The following is a 17754-nucleotide window of genomic DNA, read 5'->3' on the forward strand; positions in this document are numbered from 1 at the left end:
GCTGCATTCGGTCGAGTCCGAATGCACACCGTCATTTCACCGAAACTTCAATCTAACCTCAACACATCTTACTCACTTCTGATGTAGTTGCTATTCCTTGAAGTTACAAGGGGAAAACGGTTTGAGGCCTAGCCATATCATTGCCATCGGGCACAAGAATGGCGCACAATCTTGGGGAGTTCAGCTCCTCGGCAATACGCGGCGCATCCGTTTCCACGCTGTCACGAGCCACATAAATGGCCGCAGTCGTTGCATTGATAGGCCTGTCGATAGCGCGTCCATGGGCAAGATCCATGGCTTCCTTGGGTGAGATCTCAACAAAGTCCATGATTGTTGAAGCCGCCTCCGCTGGGCTTAGAGCATATTCAAGAAGCGTTTCGGCGCTGTCCGCCATCACCGCTCGGTTACGGATCTCAACTTCGCCGGTTTTCCTGTCCTTGTGTTCTCGTTGCACGACTTTCACGGTGGCTATGTTTTCTGCAGACGTTGTGTCTTCATTGCGTTCTGTGGATTCGTCTCCAAAACTTCCACTCATCTCTGCAGAGCCAGAAGATTCGCTAGAACCAATGCGAAAGTTGCCGACTTGAGTCCTGCGCAGTGCGATAAGATGACCGCCCGTTCCCAATCGTGAACCCAGGTCTCGTGCCAGAGCGCGAATATAGGTTCCACTCGAACAGCTTACGCGAACCTTCACATCAACAACCGGCATCGCAATCATGTGCTCTCCCCCAGCTGACGACTCTGTGTCTCCGCCAAGAGAACGTTGGCTCGTCAATGACTGCTCATCCTCTGACGTCTGTGCAACAGCCGCAACTCCAGGTGCCTCATTGCCAGAAATCTCAACTTCGCTGTGCTGCACATCAAGAATCTGGAATGAGAAAATAGTGATTGCCCGTGCCTTGAGATTCGGAATTTCACCATTGCGTGCAAGTTCATATGCGTGCTTCCCATGCACGCGGACTGACGAGAATGCGCTGGGAACCTGATCAATCATGCCGACAAAGAACTCGTTGACAAGTGTCTGGAGACCTTCTTGCGTAATGGCTTTGAGAACGGATTCAATCTCATTCATCGCAGAATTCTCTGGGCGAATCAAGGTTCCATCTGCATCGTCTGAATCGGTAGCAAGACCGAGTCTTATCGTCGCGACGTATTCCTTATGATGACCAACCATATATCGCAACAGTCTGGTGGCCTTGCCAAATCCCACTACAAGAAGTCCGGTAGCCATCGGGTCGAGAGTTCCCGCATGGCCTACATGGCGTGTATGCAAAGTCCCTCTTACCGCTCCCACCACATCGTGGCTTGTGACACCTTGTGGTTTGTCGACAAGCAGGATCCCCGATTCTCCCATTTCTTATATCCATTCAGTTATGCCGTCTCAGCCTTACGAATCAGATATTTGAGGAGCTGCTGTGACTATCTTCGGCAGCGTCTTCACCTTCATCCTCAATCGTCTTTTCGCTCTGATCCTGTTCGTCAGTGGCATCATCATCATGGCGGTAAGGATCTTCATCACCAGCATAGCTTGCAGTGCTGCGTAAATCAGCTAATTCTTCATCACGTTTACGCGCAGCAACAAGAATGTCCTCGATCTCGGTTGCCTCTTGTGGAACCTCATCGAATTGGAATCTCAGCTGTGGCGTCAAACGCAGACCTGCCTTTGTACCCACCAGGCTGCGCAGACGACCTTTTGCCTGGTTCAATGCCTGCTGCGCACGCTTTCTCTCGCCCTGTTCGTGGCCTTCCTGGCCAAGCTGCGTCCAGAAAACATGTGCAATCTGCAAATCGTTCGTAACACGCACATCAGTGATGGTTACGCCTTGAAGTCGTTGATCATGAAGTTGTGACTCAATCGAGGATGCAATCACTCGCTGAATCAACGCTGCAATGCGAACCGCGCGCGGATTCGTTCCTGCCATTTTCCTCACCCCTAGTCTTTTTCACTGGAATTTTCCATCAAATGTCCGATTGAAATTATTTTGCGGCCTGATTTTGCGATATACCGAGTATCGGACTGATTTCTCTACGGTATTAAGCCAAAAATCAAGCCTCGTTTCAAACACAGGCAACAAAATAATTTGACTCGAAGAAAATTAGCCGCCGTAACGTGCTGCGGCGGCTAATTTTGTTCGTTTCTGTTTACTTTCGTTCAACTTCTTGCATTTCGAAGGTCTCGATGACATCCCCGATCTGGATATCGTTGAAGGTGCCAAGGTTGATACCTGCCTCATAGCCTTCCTTGACCTCGTTGACGTCATCCTTGAAGCGGCGCAGCGTTGATATCTCCAAATCATTGACGGTGACCACGCCTTCGCGCATAATGCGTGCCTTGGTTCCCTTGGTGACTGTACCGTCAAGCACCTTGACACCGGCAATGTTGCCCCACTTGGAGGAGCGGAAGATTTCACGAATCTCGGAGTGCGAGGTTGTAACCTCTTCATATTCAGGCTTGAGCATGCCCTTCAAGGCGGCTTCGATATCTTCAATTGCCTTGTAGATAACGGAGTAGTACTTGATTTCGACACCCTCACGGTCCGCGAGCTCCTGAACCTGACGGTTTGGACGGACATTGAAACCGATGATGACAGCCTTATCAACAGTTGCAAGATTGACATCGTTCTGTGTGATTGCACCAACACCACGATGAATCACCTGAATGCCGACCTCTTCGGAAACCTCGATCTTCATCAAGGAATCTTCCAAAGCCTCAACCGAACCAGAGGATTCACCCTTGATGACAATATTGAGCATATCAATCTCAGACTTGGCGAACTGTTCCTTCAAGCTCTCAAGCGATACGATCTTGCGACGCTTGGCAAGCTGTGCAGCGCGCTCGGTCGCCTGACGCTTCTCGGCAATCTGGCGTGCAGTGCGATCATCGGAAGCGACAAGGAACAAATCCCCTGCGCTTGGAACCGATGTCAGACCAAGCACCGCAACAGGTGTCGAAGGAGTGGCCTCCTGCATCTGCTGGCTGTTTTCGTCAAGCATGGCACGCACTCGGCCATACGATGTCCCAGCAACGATGGCATCGCCGACATGCAAGGTGCCCTGCTGGACCAGAACCGTTGCAACTGCACCGCGTCCCTTGTCCAAACGAGCCTCGACCGTTGCACCTCGAGCATCCATATCTGGGTTGGCGCGCAAGTCGAGTGAAGCATCCGCAGTCAAGAGAACTGCTTCAAGAAGCTTGTCGACATTCGTTCCCAACTTTGCTGAAATATCGACGAACATTGTGTCTCCGCCGTATTCCTCAGGAACCAGGCCGAACTCGGTGAGCTGACCACGAACTTTCTCAGGATTGGCGCCAGGCACATCGATCTTGTTGACTGCCACCACAATCGGCACATTTGCAGCCTGTGCATGGTTGATGGCCTCAACGGTCTGCGGCATCACACCATCATCGGCAGCTACGACCAATACGGCGACGTCGGTCAATTCCGCACCGCGGGCACGCATGGCGGTGAACGCCTCATGTCCTGGGGTATCAAGGAATGTGATCTTTCGCGCTTCACCCTCAAGATTCACATTCACCTGATAAGCACCAATGCGCTGCGTTATGCCGCCTGCCTCGTGAGCCGAGGTGTTGGTCTTGCGGATGGTGTCGAGCAGCCGCGTCTTACCATGATCGACATGGCCCATAACTGTGACCACCGGTGGACGAGGCTTCAAATTCGAGTCGTCTCGGCCCTCTTCTTCTTGCTCAAGATTGATGTCGAACTCCTGCAGAAGCTCTTTGTCCTCTTCTTCTGCGGAAACGATCTTGATATCCCAGCCAATTTCTTCGCCGAGAATCTGGAAGGTTGCCTCATCCAGCGATTGCGTTGCCGTTGCCATCTCACCCAAATGGAAGAGCACGGTCACCAACGACGCTGCATTGACATTGATTTTCTCTGCCAGATCCGAAAGTGTTGCGCCCTGACGAAGCTTGATTGTCTTGCCATTGCCAGCAGGAATTCTCACGCCACCGATGACAGGTGCTTGAAGTTCGTTGAACTCCTGGCGCTTTGCCATACGGTTCTTGCGAGACCTTGATGACTTTCCGCCCTGACGTCCAAATGCACCTGCTGCACCGCCACGACCACGTCCGCCGCGACCATTGCTGCTGCTCGATGGCCCATTCGAAGGCGTCGAGAAGTTGTTGCCACCGCCGAAGCGGTTGCCACCCTGCCCCGAATGCTGGCCACCCTGGCCAATGCCTTGTGTGTGGTTGTTGTGACCCCACTGCCCTTGGCCGCCACCCTGACGCTGACCCGGTCTTCCGTTGTGGAATCCTCCATTGCGGCCGCCAGGTCTTCCGCCCCTACCGTGGCCTTCATTGACAGTCGGTCGCGCCATTGGATGTGGACGTGGAATGTCGCCAGGCGTTGGAGCACTCATGCCCTGTCTGCGACTGAATGGATTGTTTCCTGGACGTGGCGTTCCTGTCGTGCGCGGACGCGGAGTCGACCCGCTGGCACCTTGTGGACGACCACCGCGGTTGTCGCGCGAATCGTGCCGGTCGCGACCGTCACGCTCATTGCGCCCATCGCGGCCGTCTCTGCCATCGCGGCCGAAGTGCTGTCCACGATTTGGACGATTTCCACCATTTGGACGGGGTCCACGGTCGTTGCGGCGCTGATCGCCGTGTTCACCACGCTCTGAGCGTTCGCCGCGCTCATTACGAGCATCACGGCGCTGATCGCCAAAGCCACCACGCTCATGTCGCGACTGCCCCGGCATGGGAGCGTGCGATGAACCGCCGGATCTTCCGGAACGACGCGAATCTCGGTGCTCCTCCTCAGCGGCCATCAACGGCGTTACATGCTGAGATGAGGCTGAATGTACATCTTCCGCCTGCTGCGCTTCAACTGCGCGGTTTGTTGCCTGTGAAGCACCGGAGTGTGGGGCTCCATTCTGCGATCCTGCTGACACATTATGTGGTCCGGGTCTGTTCATGCTCGAATTGGATGCATGAGAAGATCCATGTGAGGCACCTTTTGGCGTTGGGTGCTGCGATGACCCATGGGCTGGGGCTGCATGGGAATTCTGCTGGTTCTGATTCGATTGTGGGAATGCGTTTTTCAGTCTTCTGACAACTGGCGCTTCCACCGTTGAAGAAGCTGACTTTACGAATTCACCCATGTCCTTGAGCTTCTCAAGGACTGTTTTGCTATCCACGCCTAGCGCTTTAGCCAATTCATATACGCGTGCTTTGGGCACCAATATCTCCTATTCCAGACCGCGCATATGACCGGCGCGGTCACTCATCCATGACGGCGAACATATCCTGTCTCATCGTGCGACCATGATCGTGTTACCTCGTCTCTTAAGCCGAATCGGGCGCGACTTGCACCCACTCGGATACCGAGTTAAGCATACTCGACTCTATGGATGTGCTCTACGTGCGAGCGCGCCTGAAAGCGTGATTAATTCTCAGCGCCTTGAGATGACTCCTGTTGCGCATGTGCCTCGGCTGATTCGATTCCAATCTTCCAGCCTGTAAGTTTGGCTGAAAGTCGGGCATTCTGCCCTTCCTTGCCAATAGCCAAGGATAGCTGGTCATCGTGGATGAACGCAATCGCTGTCTTGTTTTTTTCGCTGATGACGTTAACCTGCGTTGCAACTGCGGGAGAGAGCGCTGCAGCAACGAACTTCGCCGGATCAACCGACCAATCGACGATATCGATCTTCTCGGGCCCAAGATTCTCCATGACTGCGCGAACACGTGCACCGCCAGGTCCGATCAAAGCGCCCTTGGGATTGACCCCCTGCGTGTTTGCACGAACCGCGATCTTGGTACGTGCGCCGGCCTCGCGTGCGATGGCCATGATGGAAACTGCACCGGATACGAGTTCAGGAACTTCGCGCTCGAACAGACGACGCACCAACTCGGGGTGAGAGCGGGAAACGATGATTTCGGGCCCCTTCAGACCACGCGCTACATTAACGACGTACACACGGATGCGCTCGCCGTGGCGATAGCGCTCTCCGGGGATCTGCTCGCGTTTTGGCAACAATGCCTCTGTATCGCCGACTGCAACGTGAACATTACTTGGGTCGTTGGCATCCTGCTGGACGATTCCGGTGACCAACTTGCCTTTTTGACCAGAGAATGCTCCGAAAATCTTGTTGTCTTCAGCATCTCTGAAAAGCTGCGTAATGACCTGACGGGCAGTTGCGGCAGCAAGACGTCCAAAGTTATGTGGCGTATCGTCGTATTCTTCGCCGAGATGAATGACCGGGCGATTCTCGCGTGCATAGGCTCCGAATGCTGCGTGGTTGCGCTCGTGAGAGCTTGCCACCGTAGGGGCCGCCGCGCGGGCTGACGTAGCAGGGGTTGGTGTAGCGGGGGCCTGCACAGGTGCCTGCTCTGATTCGTCGGACTGAGCCGTCTGAACCGCGTTGGGACTTTCTGGGTTCGTTGCGATTTCGGGGGTTACTGCGCTATTGGAAGTTTGTGGCATGGCACCCTCGGGTGTCGTCACGTCAGTCTTTTCGGCCGTATCAGGAGTGGCTTCTGCGGAAGTGTTGCTCTCAGCGCTTTCAGCGCTTGTAGCACTCTCCGTGCTTTTGGCGGTATCCGCGGGCTTATCGGATGTACCATCTGCCAACTCGGATTCACTGATCTCATCCTGAGCCCAGACGGTGAATGTTCCAGCACGATCATCAAGTTCAACGCGGGCATGTTTTGCTGCATGAGGTGTCTTCAAGTATGCCTGTCGCAAGGCCTCAGCCAATGCTTCATCAAGAGTTTCCGTGTCTATGCCCTGTTCAGCTGCCAACTGATGGATTCCAGTTAGGTCAAGTTCCATTGCTAGACCTCCTATGAAGTTATAAAACGGACTCCCTGCCCGTATGGTCTGCGTTCCAGACTACTCTAACGATTCATGCAGACACATCGGCGAACAATCATGAGTGGTAGTCGCAATCATGGAAGCGCCGTGTTTGCTCAGCATTCCAGATTTCGGCGGCTTTCAGCATCTTTCGCATCTTTTTTGACTGTCTTGGCTGTATTCACTTGCTCTGGCTGTGCTGGAGCCCCTGGCCTGAGCATGCGTCTGGCAGGCCGCGACGAAGGGCAGGACACGCTGAGTTCCTGCGAGTCGGCTTTGAAATCCGCAACTGAAAACGATGCCGATTCTGCCCCCGGACTTCCTCTGATGCTGCGACGATATGCCGCACAGCATGCGCAGGATGAATGGCTCGATGTTGCCGAATATTGCAGTGGCCGCTTCGCAGAGGGTTCACTTTCCAGCGCTTTGGCAGCATATCGCTATTATCAGCTTTCCCAACAGCGGGAAGATTCGACCGCTCCACACTCTGCACTAGCGCAGGACGGTTTGAATGAATCTGAGCTGTCATCTCTGGGCTTCGACTCATCAACTATCACGGAGACGCAATCCTCTGCAATCGCACTGGCGGAGGATCGATCCGCATTTGCGTTAGAAATTCTTGCGGCTAAGAACGACAACGATTCGACCTTGCTCGCATTGAGCGATAACCAGAAAGCTGTGGCGCAAACTTTTGTTTCGGTGAATCCCAAGGCGGATGACCCGCGCGAAAAGGTATATTCAATCACTAATCTCCTCACCCACACGCAGACCATCGACGATGCGTCGACAGGATTGCTTGCGCCGACCGCCTCCGCCGTATTGATGAACTGCGCACGTGCCGAAATTGCGGCGCTCACTGCGAAAACTGCGCAGGATGAATCTTCGGGAGATGCGTCTTCGGATGATGGTTCTGCCTCGGATGCAGACACAGAGTCCGGCACAACAACTGCCACAACGTCTGACGCAGCATCTGACACTGATTCAACTACCACCGATACAGCCAGCGCAACGCAACAAATGACCCGATTGGTTGCAGAACTCGTTGTGTTAAGGGCTTATCAGGCATTCAAGCTCGGATACCCCGCCTTCGAAGCCGCGATTTTTGCACCCACGAAATAATCACCGGCGTCTCCCCCGATTCAGGGTCAATGTTGCCCCGGCCAGCCTAACTGTGATAACACGTTCTCACACAATCTCGAGAGTTAGCTGGCTCTTCACATTTTGGTGTGCATGATTCCGAGGATTCTTGAATGCCGTCGGCTGGCAATCCTGTATACCAGTCGCAGTCGCCTTCGATGTGCAATTCACGATACGAAAGCAACTGCCCTGCAGCCTATGATCTCGGTGGCGAGTTGTGAGCGTCTGCACGTCGTAGCATTGTGCCAAGTAAAGATTGACGGGGTGCAATGCTTGCCGTCCTAGCGCTGATAATCCGTCATCCTCGACTGGTCTGGTTATTTTGCGGCCGAATTTTGGAATTTGCCAAGTATTGCTGATTTCCACCGTTGGTATGAAGCCATTCTTGAAGGGTCGGAAGGCATATTTTCCGAAGGCAGGCAACAATTTAGCCAAGGCGACCCCAGAGTGGTGGGACGGTCGCCGGCCGTCCCACATCTAGAGACAAGTCGTCTCAAATAATGGAATCTATGAAGGGATGCTGCTCAGCTTGCACTTTTGAGATCAGTTTTGCTACACGTTGCGTTTCGAGAGTTGCTTTTCAAGCAGATTCGAGAGAAAAGCGACTCATGAAGCGCAACGCGCGCTACATGCGCGGGGTTGGGGATAATAAAACAGAAAGGGCCTTGAGCCGAAACTCAAAACCCTTGGCGGCGGTTGAGGAGAGATTCGAACTCTCGGAGGTTTTCACCTCACACGCTTTCGAGGCGTGCTCCTTAGACCGCTCGGACACTCAACCAGTCACTTCTTTTCAGTCACTTCACTGCAAGCGCATCCATCTTTCCAACAGATGCGGATTCGCAAAAGCAACTTTGCTATTATGCCACAGAGAGCCGACCACACGCCCGGTGACATATTGATTGCTCTCGACTGCACCGTTTTTCCGCTCTGCGTTTTCGGCTTACGCGTTCATCATGCATTTTGCTGCACGGGTATAACCTCAAACGAGCGTGGAATCTTTTCTCGTTTCGAAAAGCGATACGACGATTCGTGTCAATGCTCATTTGTCATTGTTCGATTATCATTGAGAAGAACTGATTTCCTCATGAGATCGAATCAGCCGGCGGTAGCCGCTACCGGCATACCCCTGACTAGGACTTTAGCTGTTCCCCAGCTAGCATCGTGTGCCAAATCAGCTCCAACCCAGCAATGACTGAGACGTATGTGCGCTTATCGCCGCTCAATCATCCAGGCTGCGTTTCGCCTTGATGGCCGCTGCTCTGATTGCGAGTTCATCGTCAGGCGGATATTGCACGTGCTCCAGTGTCAGCCCGCAGGGTTCAATCGGTCCTGTTGACCCTTCACGCAGAGGGGTATTGATCTTTCTGCCAAACCATTCCTTGGTCCTCTTGCCAAGGCCGATACTCACGCAAGCATTCGTGAGAGATCTGACCATATTGTGGGCGAATGCATCGGCAACGATGGTGAACATGATCATGCCAGGGAGTGAGAGGATGTTACTTTTGGTTCGGGCTACTTCCTTGGTGCTGGTCGATGCTCGGAATTCGTCATTCTCAGGGATCGTGCGAATCCAGTGCGCTGACTTTACTTTTCGGATGGTTGTTCCGCCGGGATTGGCAGTTGCGAATGATCCGAAATCATGCAAGCCGATTATTAGTTGCACTGCATTGTCCATTGCCTCTACGTTAAGCGAGCCGCGGACGGTGAGTACGCAGTTTCGGAGCCTAGGATCGGCTTTGCAATTGCCATCAAAGATGCGATAGATGTAGGTGCGCTCGAGGGCGGAGAATCGTGCGTCGAAACCTTCGGGTGCCTGCGAAAGGCTCAGAATTGCAATGTCACTGGGAAGAATGTGTCGGAGCCGATGTTCGAGCGCGGAGATGCCGTCAAGGTTCAAGTATCCTACACAGTGCTGAAGCAGATTCTCATCAACGTCAAAATGTGTGACTTGATGAGCGGCGTGGACACCCGTGTCGGTTCGGCCGGCGACGGTAACGTGCAGTTTCTCGAAAGCACCCATCTGATTCTCTCTGCGATGAATCAACAGGGTATTCAGGGCCTTTTCCAACTCCCCCTGCACGGTTCGTAGCCCAGGTTGCTTCGCCCACCCATGAAATCCCGTCCCGTCATAGGCAATATCCATCCGAATTCGCATCACGCTCCATATTTTCTCATAACTACCGCTTTGCGCAAACGAGATTCTAGGTTTTGCGAACTCTATCAGATATAAAAGTCACAAACTGGGTTGTACACTTGATGAAGCTCACTTGATGAAGCTCCAAAAACTTGTTGAAACGTTTCGATGCTGGCACAGCAGCGTGACGTTGCGTGCCACCGACAATCATCTTAAGATAAGCGCGACGACGGAATTGGAGGCGCACGACATTGACCGTGACATTTGACTACGCAACGCGTGCCGATCTGCCTGCCATCGTCCATATTTACAACGAAATCATTCCCAGCCGCCTAGCGACCGCAGACCTGGAACCCATTTCAGTTGCCTCACGAGAAAACTGGTTTCAGTCCTTCGATTCCGCAACCCGGCCGCTTTGGGTGATAAAGGATGGGAACAGGATTGCCGGCTGGGTCGGTCTCGAATCGTTTTATGGCAGGCCGGCCTATCATCAAACGGCGGAAATCAGCCTTTACATCGATGCAGATTTCCGTCATCAAGGGCTTGGTCAGCAATCACTGGACCATGTGTTCGCCCAAATGCCACGATTGGGACTGCAAAGCATCGTTGCGTTTATCTTTAGCCACAATGCACCCAGCCAGGGCCTGTTCAGAAAGAACAGCTTCGAAACCTGGGGACACCTACCGAAAATCGCTGAAATGGACGGCAAGCTGCGGAGTCTGGATATTCTCGGCTGGCAGTCGAAGACCGAGTGAGCAAATGCAAGCAGTTCGTTATGGTCTGTCTCTATTGCCCGTTCTATTAATTGGCTCATGTCACAACTTCCGCTTCAGTATGCGTCCTCGGCGCCGCAAGTGAGCAGGCTGCAACACCGGCTATCCTACCTCTCAGCGACTTAGTCAATGCTGTATTTGCCGCTGCAAAATTTCCACCGTGCAGCAGATCCACTACGCTCCCTATCGTAGCGAGGCTGATCCGTCCTTTTTATGCTTAAATGCAGCCCATTATTATGCTCCTGGCTCTCACGAGGTGCCTCATTTAAGGATGAGCGGGAAATTGTCTATGAGATACGTGCGATTCCCTGATAAGATTCGGAATTCTGGACTTCAATGGAACATTATTCCTCTCATGATGCTAATTCTTTCTCTCTGTACACGAGAACGGCCAGCAAACTGCCTCTCCTCCACTGTTTGAATTTATTTTGCGGCCTGTTTCTGAAAGAAGTTGAGTATTGACGGTTTTCCGTGTTGGTATTTCAACGTTTTTACTCGGTGATTTTAAAACCAGGCCGCAAAATAATTATCCCGGGTTGAATAAACCGAAATTCGACATTCGACCACACGAGTGGGCTGCTTTGCGACTGGAAAAATGTGCAGTTAGCCTTTTGCGATGATAAATTTTCGTGACTTCACTGCAGATCAGAAACATAACTTCAATGTGGAAGCCGAGCGCTGCGCGGATATTGCGCGGCGGTCACGTAACGACGTGACTTTTTGTGGTCTGAGTGCAGTGCGTCTTTTGGGCATTACCGAACCGAAATACAAAAGGAAGATGGATACAGCAGTTCAGGTTTGCGTGCATAAACCAGGTCAGAGAACCCGTCTCACGGGTGTGCACTTCATAATGTGGACCTTGCCTTTCAACACTGAAAGCATTCAATTCGGCGAAGACGTGATCGAAGTCGTTGATCCGGTGACAGCGGCGGCACAGCTTCTCCGATATGTTGAAAAAGAAGAAGCGGTTGTCCTATTTGACGCTTTGCTCTGTCGAAATGCCCGAAACCGCGAGCAAACCTTGAATGACCTCCATGAGCTGCTTCATGTCGCGCAAAGATTCCCCGGAAAATTGAAGGGCCAGTGGGCATTGCAATATACGCGTGAAGGTACTGACTCGGCGATGGAATCAAGATTGCGACTCAAACTGGTTACCAATGGGTTCCAATGCCCCGTTGTCAATCATCAGATTGTTCATCCTCAGACAAGAGAAATCTGGTTTGCTGATCTTGCTTATCCGGAGCTCAGAATTGCAATTGAATATCAGGGTTTCGATTTTCATTCGTCGCGGGCAAGTCTTGCGCATGACAGTCGGAAAGTAACCGCCTTGCAAGGCACAGACTGGAACGTTCTTCCCATAACCTACGAGGAAATCAGCAGCGAAATGGCTTGGAATCGCTTTGTGGACACTCTCACGACGCTGATGAGGGCTCGAAATGCCTCGGAAAATTATTTTGTTGCCTGATTTGAGGAAATAGCGAGTATAAGCCCGATTCCGCTACGCCATTTCAACGCTTTTCGAGGGAGATATAAAACCACTGGCAACAAAATAATGGCTGACACCATTTTTTGGTGTCAGCCATTATTTTGTTGTTGTGTTTCACTCAATTTTGAGTGAAACACAACAGTTTTTAGAGATCAGAGATTACTTCTCGGCCTTTGTGTCAGCTGATTCGGCATCCTCTGCCTCATCGGCGTCTTCCTCGGCCTGGTCAGCTGCCTCATCGGCAGACTTCGCATCCTTTTCAAGGTCGACGGCAGCCTTGTCGGCATCGGCAACATCGGTGTCGGTTTCGTTAGCATCGACAGCCTCGTTCACCGCATCATCAGCCGCACCCTCGACGATCGCTGCCTCTGTTGCGTCTGCAACCTCAGCGGCTTCATCCTTGGCTGCAACCTTTGTCGCTGCTTCAGCTTCCTTTACAGTCGCCTGCTTGGCCGACACTGGCTCGGTAACAAGTTCAATGACGGCCTGAGGCGCATTGTCTCCGTGACGTGCAGGAATGCGCACAATGCGGGTATAACCACCCTCGCGCTGCTCCATTTGCTCAGCAATCTGAGTGAACAGAAGGTGGACAATGGACTTGTTGCGAATGACGCGCATAACACGACGACGTGAGTGAAGATCTCCGCGCTTTGCGAAGGTGATCAGGCGTTCCGCCACTGGGCGAAGGCACTTTGCCTTCTGCAATGTGGTGGTAATGCGACCGTGCATGAATAGGCTCGTCGACATATTGGCGAGCATCAGGCGCTCATGTGCTGGGCTTGAAGCCAGACGTGGCCCTTGCTTTGGTCTTGGCATGTGAATTCTCCTTATGTGTCCCGCATTCAGGTGGGCATCAGCCCGAACGTCCGAAAACAGAACGATTAAACAAAAACGGTTACGATCCCACCGTCGAAAACAGCAGCATCGGTCGGGAGCGAACTCCCGACCAAAAAACTACTCGTCTTCAGGCGAGAAGAAAGTGCCGCCTTCGAGGTTACTGGTATCGAAACCAAGCGGCGATGCCTTGAGAGACAGACCCATGGTCTGCAACTTCTCTTTAACCTCGTCAATTGACTTCATACCAAAATTGCGAATATCGAGCAGATCCTGCTCTGTGTGCGATACAAGCTCGCCTATGGTGTGAATGCCTTCACGCTTCAGGCAGTTGTATGAGCGTTGCGTCAGATTGAGGTCTTCAATCGGAACAGCCATCTCTGGGTTGGTTTCCTCAACCACAGGAGCTGGGCCTACTTCGACACCTTCAGCCTGAGTATTCAACTCACGGCAGAGTCCGAAGAGCTCAACCAGCGTCGATCCTGCAGAAGCTACGGCATCGCGCGGCGAAATCGCCGGCTTCGTCTCAACATCAAGAATCAAACGGTCGAAATCGGTGCGCTGCTCGACACGAGTTGCCTCAACCTTGTAGGTGACCTTAAGAACAGGAGAATAGATCGAATCGACCGGAATGCGGCCAATCTCGTCATTATCCTGCTTGTTCATCTGCGCTGGAACATATCCACGGCCGCGCTCAACGGTGAACTCAATCTCGAGTTCGCCATCATCAGCAAGGTTTGCGATATGCAGATCAGGATTTGCAATCACAACGCCAGCTGGTGGTGTGATGTCTCCTGCCTTTGCCTCGCCCTTGCCGCTCTTTCGCAGATACATAACGACTGGCTCGTCATACTCACTGGTAAGAACGATGCCCTTGATGTTCAGCATGATCTCGGTAACATCCTCTTCCACGCCTGGCAGAGTGGTGAACTCATGCAGGGCACCAGAGATCCTTACCGATGTAACCGCGGCACCAGGGATTGAGCTCAGGAGGGTACGGCGCAGGGAATTACCCAGCGTGTAGCCGAATCCTGGCTCAAGTGGCTCGATGGTGAAGCGTGAACGCTGAGCATTGACTACTTCTTCATTCAGTGTCGGACGCTGTGCAATAAGCACTGTGTTATCCTTTCAGCTCCAACCGATGGTGCACTCACCGGTTTTCGCGGGTGGATTGATGGTTTCCTAAGTGCTTCAGACGCGACGACGCTTTGGAGGACGGACGCCGTTATGCGCTTGTGGGGTGACGTCAGAGATGGAACCGACTTCGAGGCCGGCTGACTGGAGAGAACGAATTGCCGTCTCGCGACCTGAACCTGGTCCCTTGACGAACACATCCACCTTCTTCACGCCGTGCTCCTGTGCCTTGCGGGCAGCGGATTCCGCAGCCATTCCAGCTGCGTATGGCGTTGACTTTCGTGAACCCTTGAAACCGACATCGCCACCCGATGCCCAAGCGACGACAGCGCCGGATGGATCTGTGATGGAGATGATGGTGTTGTTAAATGTTGACTTGATGTGCGCCTGCCCCACCGGAACGGATTTGCGATCCCGACGGCGAGGTTTGCGTACGGCTTGCTTGGCAGCTGCCATGAACCCTCGTTTCCTAAATACGAATGACTTTAATTGTCCGTGATTATTGATTGCGAACGATGGAGTCTGTGTTGACGCTCCGTGGCTCGAATCAAGGCGTCAATTACTTAACAGCCTTTTTCTTCCCGGCTACAGTACGCTTCGGACCCTTGCGTGTACGCGCATTGGTCTTCGTACGCTGACCACGTACTGGGAGTCCTCTACGGTGACGCTGACCCTGATAGCTGTTGATCTGGATCTTTCGACGGATATCTGCATCAATTTCACGACGCAGATCGCCTTCGATCTTGTAGTTTTCTTCGAGATAATCACGCAGCGTAATGAGCTGCTCATCCGTGAGATCTTTAACGCGGGTATCCGGATTGATTCCGGTTGCTGCCAGTGTTTCATCTGCGCGTGTGCGTCCTACACCGAAAATATAGGTGAGGGCAATTTCAATGCGCTTCTCATTGGGGATGTCGACTCCGGCAAGTCTTGCCATTGCGATTCCTTCTTATTCTCCGTAGGTTGTGCACCAAGTCCTCCGGTTTCCCGGCCCGAGCCTACGTACCCGGGGTTCAGCTGTGTGACTAGTCCTTGTGAAATCTGATTCGTTTCTCACGAATCAGCTCATTTGACTGCCCGCTCGCTGTGGCTTAGCGCCTTTTCTGTTATGCCGCTGGAAATCTACTCAGCCTTGGCGCTGTTTATGGCGCGGATTGGAGCAGATCACCATGACGCGGCCGTGACGACGAATCACGCGGCAATTCTCGCAGATTCTCTTCACACTAGGGCTGACCTTCATGGTTTTCCTTTGCTTGTACCTTACTTGTAACGGTACGTAATACGTCCACGGTTCAAATCGTATGGACTCATTTCAAGCACTACACGATCCTGCGGAAGGATACGGATATAGTTTTTCCGCACTTTCCCTGAAATCGTGGCGAGTACAATGTGTTTGTTCTCAAGCTCGACCCTGAACATCGCGTTAGGCAATGCCTCAACAACCCGACCTTCGACTTCAATCACACCGTCTTTTGCCATGAGCCCCTATCCGTTCTATGGATGAATTACTACGTCATGTCCGAAGACACACCAAATTGCTAATATACCAGATTAGGTGTATTTTTCCACCTCGGCGTGTCAGACCATGACAGCGGGTGCCCGGCAACCACCCCTTCCCGTCATCCCAAGCGGAGCATCCCACACCGTCATCACGGCGAAGCACCACCCTATCCCATCACGTTAAGCACAGCGCCCCACGCCGTCATCGCCAAGCGAAGCACCCCCTTCCCTCCCTGTCATCCCGAGCGGAGCACCCCACACCGCCACCCCCGTCATCCCGAGCGAAGCACCCCCTTCCCTCCCCGTCATCCCGAGCGAAGCGTAGCGAAGTCGAGGGATCTCACCCCACTGGATGTCAACAGCGGAGATCCCTCGACTACGGCTACGCCTCCGCTCGGGATGACAGAAAAAAGAAAACGCTCGGGATGACAGAAAAAAGAAAACGCTCGGGATGATGGAAAAAGAACGTGCTCGGGATGACGAAAAAAAGAGCACGCACGAGACGACAGAAAAAATGCACACGTTAGATGACGGGGAAAGTGCACTATCAGGATGACGGGGTGCGGAGCGAGTGGGGTAAAAAAATAACTGCACTGCTTGCTGGGATTTATCTGGATTTGTTGACCAGATTATCCTAGTTTGCAGTACAGTTATCAATGCTGAAGGATGAAATACTCAGCCTTCGATGGCGATGTTGTGACGAGCCTCCACCTTTGGCATCTCAGCCTTCGGAACCTCGAGATGTAAGGTGCCGTCTTCGAACTTTGCGTGAATGTCGGAATCCTTCACTCCGTCACCAACGTAGAAGTTGCGTGAGCAAGAACCCGCATAGCGCTCACGACGCAGCCACTTGCCATCCTTGTCCTTGTCTTCCTTGGTGTCCTGACGCTTTGCGGATACCGTCAGATAACCATCTTCAAGCTGGATGCTGATGTCGTCCTTCTTGAATCCTGGCAGATCGATGTCGACAAGATAGTTATCACCCTTGTCTTGCACATCAGTGCTCATCATGTTCGTACTGGCACTGCCCTCTGGGAGTGCCGCGCTCGAACCACGGCCGCCGTTCCAACCCGAGAAGATCGGATCATCAAACAAATCACTGAAGATAGAATCATTCATCAATGCCGGAAACATAGCCATAATCTATACTCCTTCATTACTCAACCAAAACTTGAGGCGAAATGGTCTGGCAGCGAGCACCTCACGGTTTCATCAACCGCTTGGCATCGTGCCTCATAACCGTTCCCAGAACCTCTCGGTTCCTTTCTTGCCTTTCACTACTATCAAAAGGCGCATGGCTCAGTTTGTTCCAGAATTTTGCCTAGGGATAAAAACATGAGTCGAGAAGACTCAAGTTTTCATTCCGCACTATGACCCCACACTATGTGTCACACGGTGATAGACGGTGTTTTGACTGTGATTGGAAGGCAACCGTCCCATCACCACTGAGAAATATCGGCTCATCGTATTTTGGTGTGTAGGGTTGCCGAAGATTCTTGAATGTCATCTGCCCTGTTGCTCCGCGCATACCCTCCTTCCGCTGCCCTGAGCGCACCTTCTCTGCCGTCACCCTGAGCATTCCTTTCTTCTGTCATCTCGAGCGAGCGCAGCGGAGTCGAGAGATCTCACCTCACGGATGTCAACAGCGGAGATCTCTCGACTCGCTGCGCTCGCTCGAGATGACAGGGTATGAAAAACCACCCGTGACGACAGGGTGTGAAAAACAAGCCACCCGGGACGACAGGGTGTGGGGAACCAACCGTGACGCTAGGGCGTGGGGAACCAACCGTGACGACAGGGTGTGGAAACAACCCGAGATAACAGGGTGTGGAAACCGCTCGAGATGACAAGATAAGAGACGTAGCGCGAGATGACAAGATAAGAGACATAGCGCGAGATGACAAGGGGAAAAGCGGCACATCTCCACTGTCATCCCGA

The 17754-nt window shown here is 52.7% G+C and carries 14 protein-coding genes, 1 tRNA gene and 1 pseudogene; 3 read left to right on the plus strand and 13 right to left on the minus strand.

Annotation, left to right across the window (positions count from 1 at the left end; all coding sequences use genetic code 11):
- Positions 1-103 precede the first annotated feature (103 nt).
- The 4 genes from truB to nusA all read right to left on the minus strand — a co-directional run bounded on the left by truB (position 104) and on the right by nusA (position 6797).
- The gene (gene truB / locus BAQU_RS07595; protein ID WP_094694377.1) at positions 104-1354 is read right to left on the minus strand and encodes a tRNA pseudouridine(55) synthase TruB; all 1251 of its coding nucleotides are present in this window, start codon (positions 1352-1354) and stop codon (positions 104-106) included.
- Between the two features lie 40 nt (positions 1355-1394).
- Positions 1395-1922, minus strand: a complete 528-nt coding sequence (gene rbfA, locus BAQU_RS07600; protein ID WP_094694379.1) for a 30S ribosome-binding factor RbfA — start codon at positions 1920-1922, stop codon at positions 1395-1397.
- Between the two features lie 220 nt (positions 1923-2142).
- Positions 2143-5205 carry a translation initiation factor IF-2 gene (gene infB, locus BAQU_RS07605; RefSeq protein WP_094694381.1) on the minus strand — a complete coding sequence of 1021 codons (3063 nt, stop codon included), beginning with the start codon at positions 5203-5205 and terminating at the stop codon, positions 2143-2145.
- A 206-nt stretch (positions 5206-5411) separates the two neighbouring features.
- Positions 5412-6797, minus strand: coding sequence for a transcription termination factor NusA (gene nusA, locus BAQU_RS07610; RefSeq protein ID WP_415447748.1), 1386 nt, complete (start codon positions 6795-6797; stop codon positions 5412-5414).
- A gap of 192 nt (positions 6798-6989) precedes the next feature.
- Here nusA and BAQU_RS07620 point away from each other — a divergent pair, with 192 nt between their 5' ends.
- The gene (locus BAQU_RS07620) at positions 6990-7937 is read left to right on the plus strand and encodes a hypothetical protein (RefSeq protein ID WP_158215674.1); all 948 of its coding nucleotides are present in this window, start codon (positions 6990-6992) and stop codon (positions 7935-7937) included.
- A 711-nt stretch (positions 7938-8648) separates the two neighbouring features.
- On the opposite strand, the gene BAQU_RS07630 is transcribed toward BAQU_RS07620, so the two are convergent.
- Both BAQU_RS07630 and truA read right to left on the minus strand, forming a co-directional pair.
- A tRNA-Ser gene (locus tag BAQU_RS07630) sits at positions 8649-8733 on the minus strand.
- 441 nt (positions 8734-9174) lie between these two features.
- A complete protein-coding gene (gene truA / locus BAQU_RS07635; protein ID WP_094694387.1) occupies positions 9175-10110 on the minus strand; it encodes a tRNA pseudouridine(38-40) synthase TruA in 936 nt (311 codons plus the stop codon).
- A gap of 236 nt (positions 10111-10346) precedes the next feature.
- Here truA and BAQU_RS07640 point away from each other — a divergent pair, with 236 nt between their 5' ends.
- The gene (locus BAQU_RS07640) at positions 10347-10844 is read left to right on the plus strand and encodes a GNAT family N-acetyltransferase (RefSeq protein ID WP_211277146.1); all 498 of its coding nucleotides are present in this window, start codon (positions 10347-10349) and stop codon (positions 10842-10844) included.
- A gap of 634 nt (positions 10845-11478) precedes the next feature.
- Positions 11479-12327, plus strand: coding sequence for a hypothetical protein (locus BAQU_RS07645; protein ID WP_094694391.1), 849 nt, complete (start codon positions 11479-11481; stop codon positions 12325-12327).
- Between the two features lie 321 nt (positions 12328-12648).
- On the opposite strand, the pseudogene rplQ reads toward BAQU_RS07645, so the two are convergent.
- The 7 genes and pseudogenes from rplQ to BAQU_RS07680 form a co-directional block, all read right to left on the minus strand.
- Positions 12649-13164 (minus strand): annotated as a pseudogene (gene rplQ, locus BAQU_RS07650) (50S ribosomal protein L17); the annotation flags it as partial.
- A 138-nt stretch (positions 13165-13302) separates the two neighbouring features.
- Entirely contained in the window at positions 13303-14298 is a 996-nt protein-coding gene (locus BAQU_RS07655; protein ID WP_094694395.1) for a DNA-directed RNA polymerase subunit alpha, read from the minus strand.
- A gap of 75 nt (positions 14299-14373) precedes the next feature.
- Positions 14374-14772 (minus strand): 30S ribosomal protein S11, encoded by a 399-nt coding sequence (rpsK, locus tag BAQU_RS07660; protein ID WP_094694397.1) that lies wholly within the window; start codon positions 14770-14772, stop codon positions 14374-14376.
- A gap of 103 nt (positions 14773-14875) precedes the next feature.
- Complete coding sequence (gene rpsM / locus BAQU_RS07665; protein WP_094694398.1) at positions 14876-15253, minus strand: 30S ribosomal protein S13; 378 nt, start codon at positions 15251-15253, stop codon at positions 14876-14878.
- A 189-nt stretch (positions 15254-15442) separates the two neighbouring features.
- Positions 15443-15556, minus strand: a complete 114-nt coding sequence (gene rpmJ / locus BAQU_RS07670) for a 50S ribosomal protein L36 (protein WP_043164480.1) — start codon at positions 15554-15556, stop codon at positions 15443-15445.
- A gap of 20 nt (positions 15557-15576) precedes the next feature.
- Complete coding sequence (infA, locus tag BAQU_RS07675) at positions 15577-15795, minus strand: translation initiation factor IF-1 (RefSeq protein WP_094694400.1); 219 nt, start codon at positions 15793-15795, stop codon at positions 15577-15579.
- 696 nt (positions 15796-16491) lie between these two features.
- Positions 16492-16956, minus strand: a complete 465-nt coding sequence (locus tag BAQU_RS07680; RefSeq protein WP_094694402.1) for an Hsp20/alpha crystallin family protein — start codon at positions 16954-16956, stop codon at positions 16492-16494.
- Positions 16957-17754: the final 798 nt, after the last annotated feature.

Origin of the sequence: Bifidobacterium aquikefiri, assembly GCF_002259795.1 — a bacterium.
Lineage (GTDB): Bacteria > Actinomycetota > Actinomycetes > Actinomycetales > Bifidobacteriaceae > Bombiscardovia > Bombiscardovia aquikefiri.

Bases quoted from the DNA above. Each gene is read 5' to 3' on its own strand.
- truB (WP_094694377.1), bottom strand. From the start codon at position 1,354: ATGGGAGAATCGGGGATCCTGCTTGTCGACAAACCACAAGGTGTCACA.
- rbfA (WP_094694379.1), bottom strand. From the start codon at position 1,922: ATGGCAGGAACGAATCCGCGCGCGGTTCGCATTGCAGCGTTGATTCAG.
- nusA (WP_415447748.1), bottom strand. From the start codon at position 6,797: ATGGAACTTGACCTAACTGGAATCCATCAGTTGGCAGCTGAACAGGGC.
- truA (WP_094694387.1), bottom strand. From the start codon at position 10,110: ATGCGAATTCGGATGGATATTGCCTATGACGGGACGGGATTTCATGGG.
- BAQU_RS07645 (WP_094694391.1), top strand. From the start codon at position 11,479: ATGATAAATTTTCGTGACTTCACTGCAGATCAGAAACATAACTTCAAT.
- rpsK (WP_094694397.1), bottom strand. From the start codon at position 14,772: ATGGCAGCTGCCAAGCAAGCCGTACGCAAACCTCGCCGTCGGGATCGC.
- rpsM (WP_094694398.1), bottom strand. From the start codon at position 15,253: ATGGCAAGACTTGCCGGAGTCGACATCCCCAATGAGAAGCGCATTGAA.
- rpmJ (WP_043164480.1), bottom strand. From the start codon at position 15,556: ATGAAGGTCAGCCCTAGTGTGAAGAGAATCTGCGAGAATTGCCGCGTG.
- infA (WP_094694400.1), bottom strand. From the start codon at position 15,795: ATGGCAAAAGACGGTGTGATTGAAGTCGAAGGTCGGGTTGTTGAGGCA.
- BAQU_RS07680 (WP_094694402.1), bottom strand. From the start codon at position 16,956: ATGGCTATGTTTCCGGCATTGATGAATGATTCTATCTTCAGTGATTTG.